This window comes from Candidatus Symbiopectobacterium sp. NZEC135 (genome assembly GCF_025962695.1).
Genome location: NZ_JAGFPF010000006.1, coordinates 149,565 through 159,720 on the forward strand (window position 1 = coordinate 149,565; position 10,156 = coordinate 159,720).

8 protein-coding genes are annotated in these 10,156 nt (G+C 52.2%); 7 read left to right on the forward strand and 1 reads right to left on the reverse strand.

Annotated elements, in window-relative coordinates:
* The first annotated feature begins 184 nt into the window (after positions 1–184).
* Positions 185–2,053 (forward strand): low affinity potassium transporter Kup, encoded by a 1,869-nt coding sequence (gene kup / locus J5224_RS05985; protein WP_264624485.1) that lies wholly within the window; start codon positions 185–187, stop codon positions 2,051–2,053.
* Between the two features lie 40 nt (positions 2,054–2,093).
* Here the strand turns inward: kup and J5224_RS05990 are convergent, their stop codons facing one another.
* The gene (locus J5224_RS05990) at positions 2,094–3,803 is read right to left on the reverse strand and encodes a pectate lyase (protein ID WP_413544646.1); all 1,710 of its coding nucleotides are present in this window, start codon (positions 3,801–3,803) and stop codon (positions 2,094–2,096) included.
* A 373-nt stretch (positions 3,804–4,176) separates the two neighbouring features.
* Here J5224_RS05990 and rbsD point away from each other — a divergent pair, with 373 nt between their 5' ends.
* The 6 genes from rbsD (at position 4,177) to rbsR (ending at position 10,005) form a co-directional block, all read left to right on the forward strand.
* Positions 4,177–4,596 carry a D-ribose pyranase gene (rbsD, locus tag J5224_RS05995; RefSeq protein WP_264624486.1) on the forward strand — a complete coding sequence of 140 codons (420 nt, stop codon included), beginning with the start codon at positions 4,177–4,179 and terminating at the stop codon, positions 4,594–4,596.
* A gap of 7 nt (positions 4,597–4,603) precedes the next feature.
* Positions 4,604–6,109, forward strand: coding sequence for a ribose ABC transporter ATP-binding protein RbsA (gene rbsA / locus J5224_RS06000; protein WP_264624487.1), 1,506 nt, complete (start codon positions 4,604–4,606; stop codon positions 6,107–6,109).
* A 7-nt stretch (positions 6,110–6,116) separates the two neighbouring features.
* Positions 6,117–7,082 (forward strand): ribose ABC transporter permease, encoded by a 966-nt coding sequence (gene rbsC / locus J5224_RS06005; RefSeq protein WP_264624488.1) that lies wholly within the window; start codon positions 6,117–6,119, stop codon positions 7,080–7,082.
* A 33-nt stretch (positions 7,083–7,115) separates the two neighbouring features.
* Positions 7,116–8,006, forward strand: coding sequence for a ribose ABC transporter substrate-binding protein RbsB (gene rbsB, locus J5224_RS06010; protein WP_264624489.1), 891 nt, complete (start codon positions 7,116–7,118; stop codon positions 8,004–8,006).
* Between the two features lie 67 nt (positions 8,007–8,073).
* On the forward strand, positions 8,074–9,000 hold the full coding sequence (rbsK, locus tag J5224_RS06015; protein WP_264624490.1) for a ribokinase: 927 nt from the start codon (positions 8,074–8,076) through the stop codon (positions 8,998–9,000).
* Positions 9,001–9,003: 3 nt separating this feature from the next.
* Entirely contained in the window at positions 9,004–10,005 is a 1,002-nt protein-coding gene (gene rbsR / locus J5224_RS06020; protein WP_264624491.1) for a ribose operon transcriptional repressor RbsR, read from the forward strand.
* Positions 10,006–10,156: the final 151 nt, after the last annotated feature.

Below are 10,156 nucleotides of genomic sequence, written 5' to 3' on the forward strand. Positions count from 1 at the left end.
ATTGGCTATGTTAATCAATAAACCAGTTTATTTCTGAATGTTTCGATTCGGCGTGAAGGGATGGGTTTTTGCATGAATATATGCATACTGTGCGCTTTCGGGCTAAGTCTACGAAAAACGCGTTGCTCTCTACGCAGTGAAAACAGCGGAAGTCGCAAAGTGAAAACAACAGAAGATAGGCGCTATGAGCTCAGAGCATAAGCAATCACTTCCTGCCATTACCTTGGCAGCTATTGGCGTGGTGTACGGGGATATCGGCACCAGCCCGCTTTATACATTAAGAGAATGCCTTTCCGGGCAGTTTGGGTTTGGCGTCGAGCAGCATTCCGTGTTTGGCTTTCTCTCGCTGATCTTCTGGCTGCTGGTGCTGGTGGTGTCGCTCAAGTATCTCTCCTATGTGATGCGAGCCGACAACGCCGGAGAAGGGGGGATTTTAACCCTGATGTCACTGGCCGGACGCCACACCAGCGATCGCATGACATCCATCGTGGTGATCATGGGGCTGATCGGCGGCGGGTTTTTTTATGGCGAAGTGGTGATAACGCCAGCGATGTCGGTGCTTTCCGCCATGGAAGGGATTGAGATTGCTGCCCCCGATCTGGACAGCTACATCGTGCCGCTGTCGGTGATTGTGCTGACCTTGCTGTTTGCCATTCAGAAACACGGCACCAGCAGCGTGGGTAAGCTGTTTGCTCCTGTCATGCTGATTTGGTTTTTGACGCTGGCAGTGCTGGGCGTGCGCAGCGTGATGGAAACGCCGCAGGTGCTTGAGGCATTGAACCCGGTTTATGCCGTGCGTTTCTTTTTGGAATACAAATTTATCTCTTTCTTCGCGCTGGGTGCCGTGGTGTTGGCGATCACCGGGGTGGAGGCGCTCTACGCAGATATGGGGCACTTTGGTAAATTCCCTATTCGCTTGGCATGGTTTACCGTGGTGTTGCCGTCGTTGGTGCTCAACTACTTTGGTCAGGGGGCGTTGCTGCTGCGTAATCCGGAAGCCATCAAAAACCCCTTCTTTTTACTGGCTCCCGATTGGGCATTGATTCCGCTGCTGATCCTGGCAACGCTGGCGACCATCATCGCTTCTCAGGCCGTTATCTCCGGCGTATTCTCGCTGACGCGTCAGGCAGTGCGCTTGGGATATTTGCCGCCGATGCGTATTGTGCATACGTCGGACATGGAATCTGGGCAGATTTATATTCCGGCGATAAACTGGCTGCTGTATACGGCGGTGGTGATTGTCATCGTCAGCTTTGAGCATTCTGGCAATCTGGCGGCAGCTTACGGTATTGCGGTGACCGGCACCATGGTGCTGACCAGCATCCTCTCCGCGACCGTGGCAGTAAAAAACTGGCACTGGCACCGCTATCTGGTGTGGCTGCTGCTGGTGGTGATGTTGTTGATTGATCTTCCTCTGTTTCTTGCCAACGTGGTCAAAATCATTTCCGGAGGCTGGTTGCCGCTGGCGCTGGGATTAATCATGTTCACCATTATGACGACCTGGAAGAGCGAGCGTTTCCGTTTACTGCGTCGTTTGCATGAGCACGGTAATTCACTGGATGCCATGATTGCCTCTCTTGAGAAAAACCAGCCGGTGCGAGTGCCGGGTACGGCGGTCTATCTCTCGCGCGCGACGCACGTTATCCCGTTTGCATTACTGCATAATCTCAAGCACAACAAAGTGTTGCATGAAAGGGTGGTACTACTGACCATGCGCACAGAAGCGGTTCCCTATGTGCATAACGTGCAGCGCGTTACGGTTGAACAGCTTTCCCCGACCTTTTGGCGCGTGATTGCCAACTACGGCTGGCGAGAAACGCCCAACGTGGAAGAGGTATTTCACCGCTGTTGGCAGGAGGGATTGGCGTGCCAAATGATGGAAACATCGTTTTTCATGTCCAATGAGTCGCTGACCATGGGCAAACGGCCCTGGTATCTGCGCGTGCGCGGCAAGGTGTTTATGATGCTGAGTCGTAATGCTCTGCGTGCAGCCGATCAGTTTGAGATACCGCCGAACCGGCTGATAGAGCTGGGGATTCAGGTAGAGATTTAGTGTATGACGCCCTCGATATAGAGGGCGTCATTTTTGGTGATTATTTACCGTTCGGTTTTAAGGTTTCTCCTTCCTTCAGGGTAAACAGCTCATCATCACGGGTGGAGACGCGGGCGCTGCCGTCCGGCATGCGATAAGCCCCTTCGGTAAAGCCGGAGCCGTTCAGGAACGGGGCAACAGCCTGTGGTTTATTCTTCAGCGTCGCTTCCAGTGCCAGCAGCGCGTAGGGATCGATGCTATCAATCGACGCATATTGATATTTGGCGGAGTTCATAAAGAAGCCGTTGTGCAGATTATTGCTGATGATGTTGTCAGCCACTTTTTCAGCTATCGTCAGGTAGGCTTTATCCTGCGTTGCCTGCCACAGATCGATCAGCGCAAAAATAGCATACGGGTCGCTGTTCTTGGTGCTGACATTGACGCTGACGCCTTTACCCGGTGCTGCGCCGATATCCCCCAGATCCAACCCCTTGGCGATGCCGCGTGCTACTTTCCACAGATCGGCATCCTTCTCCAGCGTATAAGCGCGGGCATAGGACAACAGGAAATCACTGCTGGCCGGGTAGGCTTTCAGCACCGTGCCTTTTTTACCGTAGTAACCATCGCGCGGCAGCGTGTAGTTGGAAAGATCGGTGCCGTTGGCCAGCATCGGACGGAAGGTGTTGTTACTTTCGTCATAGCCGTATTTGGCAAACGCTTTCAAGCCATCCAGCGTCCATTTTTTGATATCGTCGCCGTCTTTACCGAGATCTTTCGCCAGTTGTAGCTGCATCAGCGCATTTTCGGAATAGAGCGTGCTGGTGCGGCCTTTCAACATCATGTTGCCTTCCAACGCAGCAGGTCCAAACTCTGGTCCGAACTGACGTTGCGCGCGGTCACCGTATTTGGAGTTGGTGTCGCTGTCATCGCTGGTTTCAGCGCGCTTTAATGCCTGAGTGAACTGGTAAACACCCAAACCGGTTTTTTTATCGCGTGGCAACACGTACTGCTCCGCCAGACGTTTTGCCCACACCAGCGCGCCGGCTTCCTGATTGTTTTTATAAAGCAGGGAGGCGGAATAGATCAGGTCATTACCGGCGTTAAGAAAACTCAGCCCTTTGGTGGCGAAGAACGGGGGTTGCTGGGTAAAGCTGTTGTCCCACAGTTTACCGATCTCCTTACCGTACTGACCGTGGCGGCTGGTTTCCAACATTTGCCAATCATAAACGTGGGCATTCCAGAACGCGCGAATGAAGCGAACCGTTGCCGGTTTATCCACGGCAAACATCAATTCGTAGAAGGGATAGGCATTTTTCAGTTCATGTACCAGCTCTTTTTCACTCGGCCCTTCGGGCTGGAGCGTTTTTAAATCGACAAAACGATGTCCCCCCCAAATCAGCAGGCCGCTTTTATCCTGATAGCGATCGAAATAGTAACGCACGCTGGTTTTGGCGCGCTGTTGATAATGCTCATCACCCGTCAGGTTAGAGAGGCCAACCAATACACGCATAAAGTTTTGCTGAGCGGAAAAATTGGAGAGTACCGCGGTGCGCCCATCGGGGAAAACCCACTCAAGCTGTTTACCGGTGCGCGGATCGACACCGCTCGCCAATAACGGTGAAGGTTGCGTGCCGTGATAATGGTCGCCCGCTTTATCCAGTACGGTATCGGCGTACTGTTTTACGACAGCTAAACGATCGGCGCTGTGCGCCTGAGTGGTGAGTGTAGCCATACAGCAGAGGGCTGCCAAAGAGAGGGATAGGTGTTTCATCGTTAGAGTCCTTGTTTACAAACCAGAGTTTTTTCGGCAGGCGTCAGGGTGCCGTTATTGTTTAAATAGTGAGTAGGGTGACGTGAGCTTTAAGAGGTGAGGTAAATAATACGAAAAAAGAAACGCTGTTTTAATAAATGTATTATTTGGTTTCATTGTTTGTTTTTCATTTGTGATAGCGATCAATCTTCCTACACCGGTGGTCAACGGCTATTTTCTAACCTAATGTTTTTCTTATCTCTCTTATTTGTGATAGCGAAACGTTTCGATGGCGATCACAATTCCGCAAACTCTTTTTTGCTTTATCAGGACTTTTTCTTAAACTTTACTGCAAGCGAAACGTTTCGCTGTCGTTATCAAAACGAGTGACATAATGAAAAAAGGCGTATTACTCAATTCCGAAGTCTCGAGTGTGATTGCCCGCCTTGGGCACACTGACCAAGTGGTGGTGTGTGATGCAGGGTTACCCATTCCTGCCACCACCGCCCGCGTTGATCTGGCGTTAACACACAATGTGCCTACCTTTATACAGGTGCTGAGCGTGATTACGCAGGAGATGCAGGTGGAAGCGGCGATTGTTGCGCAAGAGATTATCGAGAAGAACCCAGAGCTCCATGAGGCTATTCGTGAGCATTTGCAACAGCTTGAACAACATCAGGGAAATACCATTGCGTTGCACTATGTCAGTCATGAGGCATTCAAGACGCAAAGCGGGCAAAGCAAGGCCGTTTTTCGCAGCGGTGAATGCTCGCCCTATGCCAATATTATTTTGTGTGCTGGTGTAACCTTCTGAGGCTGAGATGGAACCTTTATTACAGTTGCAGGGAATAGTAAAAACTTTTCCCGGTGTAAAAGCGCTGTCCGGTGCTGCCCTGAATGTCTATCCCGGCAAGGTGATGGCGCTGGTGGGGGAGAACGGTGCCGGTAAATCTACCCTGATGAAGGTGCTCACCGGTATTTATCGCAAAGATGCCGGTCATGTTCGCTTTCTCGGGCAGGAGGTTGCCTTTAGCGGGCCAAAAGCGTCACAACATGCGGGTATCGGTATTATTCATCAGGAACTCAACCTGATTCCTCAACTGACGATTGCCGAAAATATTTTCCTTGGCCGTGAATTTACTGGAGCCTTGGGGCGCATTGATTGGCAAAAGATGTACGCCGAAGCCGATAAGCTGCTGAAAAAGCTTAACCTGCGCTACAACAGCCGCCGATTGGTCGGTGAGTTGTCCATTGGTGACCAGCAAATGGTCGAGATTGCTAAGGTGCTGAGTTTTGAATCCAAAGTGATCATCATGGATGAACCCACGGATGCACTGACGGATACCGAAACCGCATCCCTATTCACCGTGATCAAGGAACTGACCGCACAAGGCTGCGGCATCGTCTATATCTCCCACCGTCTGAAAGAGATCTTCGAGATTTGCGATGACGTGACCGTGCTGCGTGACGGTCAGTTTATCGGTGAGCGCCCGGTCAACCAACTGCATGAAGAACAGCTCATTGAAATGATGGTGGGGCGCAAGTTGGAAGAGCAGTACCCTCGACTGAATACCGTACCGGGTGATATTCGCCTGAGCGTTAAAGATCTGTCGGGGCCGGGGGTTGAAGGCGTCAGCTTTACGTTGCGCCAGGGGGAAATCCTCGGTATTTCCGGCTTGATGGGCGCAGGCCGTACAGAACTGATGAAGATCCTGTATGGCGCACTTCCTCGCACGCGCGGTGACGTGGTGCTGGATGGCCGTGAGGTGGTGACGCGCAGTCCGCAGGATGGGCTGGCAAACGGCATCGTTTATATCTCAGAAGATCGCAAACGTGATGGACTGGTGTTGGGAATGTCCGTCAAAGAGAACATGTCGCTGACGGCACTGCGTTATTTCAGCCGTGGTTTTGGCGCACTCAAACATGAAGACGAACGCACCGCCGTCAGTGATTTTATCCGTTTGTTTAATATCAAAACCCCCTCAATGGCGCAGCCGATTGGCCTGTTGTCCGGCGGTAACCAGCAGAAGGTCGCGATTGCCCGTGGGCTGATGACTCGGCCGAAAGTGCTGATTCTCGATGAACCTACACGCGGCGTTGATGTGGGGGCCAAGAAAGAGATCTACCAGTTAATCAACCAGTTCAAAGAGGAAGGCCTCAGCATCATTTTGGTGTCATCGGAAATGCCGGAAGTTCTCGGTATGAGCGATCGCATTTTGGTGATGCATGAAGGCCGCTTGAGCGGTGAATTCTCTATTGAGCAGGCCACTCAGGAAGTGCTGATGGCGGCGGCGGTTGGCAAGCAATATAGCGTAAAGCAGGAGTAAGTCAGACATGAGTTCCGAATCTATCACAGCAAAGCGCTGGTTCAGTAAAGAGTGGCTGTTGGAGCAAAAGTCGCTGATTGCCCTGCTGATCCTGATCGCAGTGGTCTCGTCCATGAGCCCTAACTTTTTCACGGTCAATAACCTGTTCAATATCCTGCAACAGACATCGGTGAACGCCATTATGGCGGTAGGAATGACACTGGTTATTTTGACCTCGGGCATCGATTTGTCCGTCGGGTCATTGTTGGCGCTGACCGGTGCGGTGGCGGCATCGATTGTTGGCCTGGAAGTGAACGCGCTGCTGGCGGTGTTTGGTGCATTGGCGCTGGGTGCGGCAATCGGGGCGGGCACCGGCGTTATTGTGGCGAAAGGAAAAGTTCAGGCGTTTATCGCCACGCTGGTGATGATGTTGCTGCTGCGCGGCGTCACCATGGTGTACACCAACGGCAGCCCGATCAACACCGGTTTTTCTGACGTTGCCGATGCTTTCGGCTGGTTTGGTATTGGTCGCCCTCTGGGTATTCCTACACCGATCTGGTTGATGGTTATCGTTTTTATCGCGGCCTGGTACATGCTGCACCACACGCGGCTTGGGCGCTATATCTATGCGCTGGGCGGCAATGAAGCAGCGACCCGCTTGTCGGGCATCAGCGTCGATAAAGTCAAAATTATCGTCTACGCCTTATGTGGGTTGTTGTCCGCACTGGCGGGGATTATCGAAGTCGCGCGTTTGTCATCGGCACAGCCGACGGCGGGCACGGGGTATGAACTGGATGCGATTGCGGCAGTGGTGCTGGGCGGAACCAGTTTGGCGGGCGGTAAAGGGCGCATTGTCGGCACGCTCATCGGCGCGCTGATTCTTGGGTTCCTCAACAATGGACTGAACCTGTTAGGTGTTTCTTCTTACTACCAAATGATCGTTAAGGCAGCCGTTATTTTGTTGGCGGTTTTGGTAGATAACAAAAAGCAGTAAATAACCTTCATTCTCACGCATAGGAATTGGATTATGAATATGAAAAAACTGGCTACGCTGGTTTCTGCTGTTGCATTAAGTGCCACGGTTAGCGCTAATGCGCTGGCGAAAGAGTCGATAGCATTGGTGGTTTCTACCCTGAATAACCCGTTCTTCGTGTCATTGAAAGACGGTGCACAAAAAGAAGCGGAGAAATTGGGTTACGACCTGGTGGTATTGGATTCGCAAAACAACCCGGCCAAAGAGCTCTCCAACGTTCAGGATCTGACCGTGCGCGGTACCAAACTGCTGCTCATCAACCCGACAGATTCCGATGCTGTGGGTAACGCGGTGAAACTGGCGAATCAGGCCAACATTCCGGTAATTACCCTGGACCGCGTAGCGGGCAGTGGCACGGTCGTGAGCCACGTGGCATCTGATAACGCCTTCGGTGGAAAAGTGGCCGGTGATTTTATCGCGAAAAAATTGGGTGAAGGTGCCAAGGTGATTCAGTTGGAAGGTATCGCCGGAACCTCCGCTGCGCGTGAGCGCGGAGCCGGTTTTATGAAATCCGCTGAGAAAAACAAGTTTGTCATGCTGGCCAGCCAGCCCGCTGATTTCGATCGTACCAAAGGGCTGAACGTGATGCAGAACCTGCTCACCGCACACCCTGATGTAAAAGCGGTGTTCGCACAAAACGATGAAATGGCACTGGGTGCGCTGCGTGCTCTGCAAACGGCGGGTAAAACAGACGTCATGGTGGTCGGTTTTGATGGCACGCAGGATGGCGTAAAAGCCGTAGAGAGCGGGAAACTGGCTGCCACTGTTGCACAACGTCCTGAAAAAATCGGTGAAATTGGCGTACAAACCGCTGACAAGGTCATCAAGGGGGAAAAGGTACAGGCGATTATCCCGGTTGATCTAAAGCTGGTTTCTAAAGAATAACGCATAACAACGATATACAGCGCCGCCGAAACAAGGCGGCGCTTTTAATCACTTTTGGGGCGATTTTATGAAAACGGGCAAACTCGTGGTGTTGGGCAGTATTAATGCCGACCATATCCTCAATCTGGCACACTTTCCTCAACCGGGCGAAACGGTTATCGGTAAGCAATATCAGGTCGCTTTTGGTGGTAAAGGTGCCAATCAGGCGGTTGCTGCCGGGCGCAGCGGTGCCGATATCGCCTTTATCGCTGGCGTGGGTGAGGATGATATCGGTGCTCGTATTCGCGAGCAGTTGTCTCGTGACCAGATAGATGTTTCTGCCGTTGAAACCGTTGCCGATGAAACTACGGGCGTCGCGCTGATTTTTGTCAATGGCGATGCTGAGAATATGATTGGCATTAACGCGGGCGCCAATGCGGCTATCACTCCCGATGTTCTGGCGCGTCACCGTCAAAAAATCATTGATGCTTCTGCTTTATTAATGCAGCTCGAGTCTCCGTTGGAGACCGTTATTGCCGCTGCGCAGTTGGCGCATCAGCACCAAACGCGTGTCATTTTAAACCCGGCTCCCGCCTGTGACTTGCCGGATGAACTGCTGGCGCTGGTGGATATGATTACGCCGAATGAAACGGAAGCGCAGCGACTGACAGGTGTCACCGTGCAGAACGAACAAGATGCCGCACAGGCTGCACAACTGTTGCATAATAAAGGCATTACTACCGTACTGATTACATTGGGGAGTCGCGGCGTTTGGCTGAGTGAAAACGGGCAAGGTCAGCGTATTCCCGGTTTCCAGGTTCAGGCCGTAGATACGATTGCGGCGGGCGATACCTTTAATGGTGCGCTGGTCACTGCACTTTTGGAAAATCAACCGATGCAAACCGCCGTGAAATTTGCTCATGCTGCTGCGGCCATTGCGGTAACGCGCGCGGGTGCTCAGCCCTCTGTGCCGTGGCGCAATGAGATCGACGCATTTTTACACTCTCAGGGGTGATATGTGGCCACAATGAAGGATGTTGCTCGCCTGGCGGGCGTGTCGACGTCAACCGTTTCACATGTAATCAATAATAATCGCTTTGTGAGTGACACGGTGCGAGAGCGGGTATTGGCGGCCGTCGATGCTCTCAACTACGCACCGTCTGCGCTGGCGCGCAGTTTGAAGATCAATCAGACGCAAACGATAGGTATGTTGCTAACGGCCAGTAGTAACCCGTTTTATGCTGAAGTGGTGCGTGGCGTTGAGCGCAGTTGCTACGAGCGCGGGTATAGCCTGATCCTGTGCAATACCGAAGGTGACCACAATCGACTGGACCGCAGCCTGGAAACCTTGATGCAAAAGCGGGTTGATGGCTTGCTCCTGATGTGTACCGAGAACCACCGCCCCTCCTCGGAAACCATTAGCCGCTACCCATCAATTCCACTGGTGATGATGGACTGGTCGCCGTTTGAAGGTGTGAGTGATGTTATCAAGGACAATTCTCTGCTTGGCGGCGATATTGCAACTCGCCATCTCATCGACAGTGGTTACCGCAATATCGCTTGTATTGCTGGCCCACAAGATAAAACAACGGCCTATAACCGACTGTTAGGCTATCGGCAGGCAATGCAGCGTGCCGGTTTGCCCGTGCCTGATGACTACGTGGTATTAGGGGATTTCGAGTTTGAAACCGGATACCAGGCGATGCGTAAACTGCTGTCGCTGGCGCAAAGGCCGGATGCCGTGTTCTGTAGTAACGATGCGATGGCCGTTGGGGTTTATCATGCGCTCTATCAGGCAGGATTATCTATTCCAAGGGATATGGCCGTGGTGGGTTATGACGATATCGAGCTGGCGCGTTATATGTCTCCGCCGTTAACGACCATTCATCAACCTAAAGATGAATTGGGGGAACTGGCGGTGGATACGCTGTTATACCGTTTGGAACACCCTGAAACCGAGCCAACAGTACTGGTATTAACGCCAGAGTTGGTGATGCGCGAGTCGGTGGCTCATCGGTAAATAGGATTCACGACGCAGTAAAATGGGGCGTTTGGGATGAAATAGCGTCATCTATGCTGGTTTGCTATGCGATTCGCCGAAAAAACACGCACTCAGAAATAAAATTGAAATTAGCCCTTGTCAGGGCGCGAGAAGTGTCTATACTGCGCCT

Bases quoted from the DNA above. Each gene is read 5' to 3' on its own strand.
- rbsB (WP_264624489.1), top strand. From the start codon at position 7,116: ATGAATATGAAAAAACTGGCTACGCTGGTTTCTGCTGTTGCATTAAGT.
- rbsK (WP_264624490.1), top strand. From the start codon at position 8,074: ATGAAAACGGGCAAACTCGTGGTGTTGGGCAGTATTAATGCCGACCAT.
- kup (WP_264624485.1), top strand. From the start codon at position 185: ATGAGCTCAGAGCATAAGCAATCACTTCCTGCCATTACCTTGGCAGCT.
- rbsD (WP_264624486.1), top strand. From the start codon at position 4,177: ATGAAAAAAGGCGTATTACTCAATTCCGAAGTCTCGAGTGTGATTGCC.
- J5224_RS05990 (WP_413544646.1), bottom strand. From the start codon at position 3,803: ATGAAACACCTATCCCTCTCTTTGGCAGCCCTCTGCTGTATGGCTACA.
- rbsC (WP_264624488.1), top strand. From the start codon at position 6,117: ATGAGTTCCGAATCTATCACAGCAAAGCGCTGGTTCAGTAAAGAGTGG.
- rbsA (WP_264624487.1), top strand. From the start codon at position 4,604: ATGGAACCTTTATTACAGTTGCAGGGAATAGTAAAAACTTTTCCCGGT.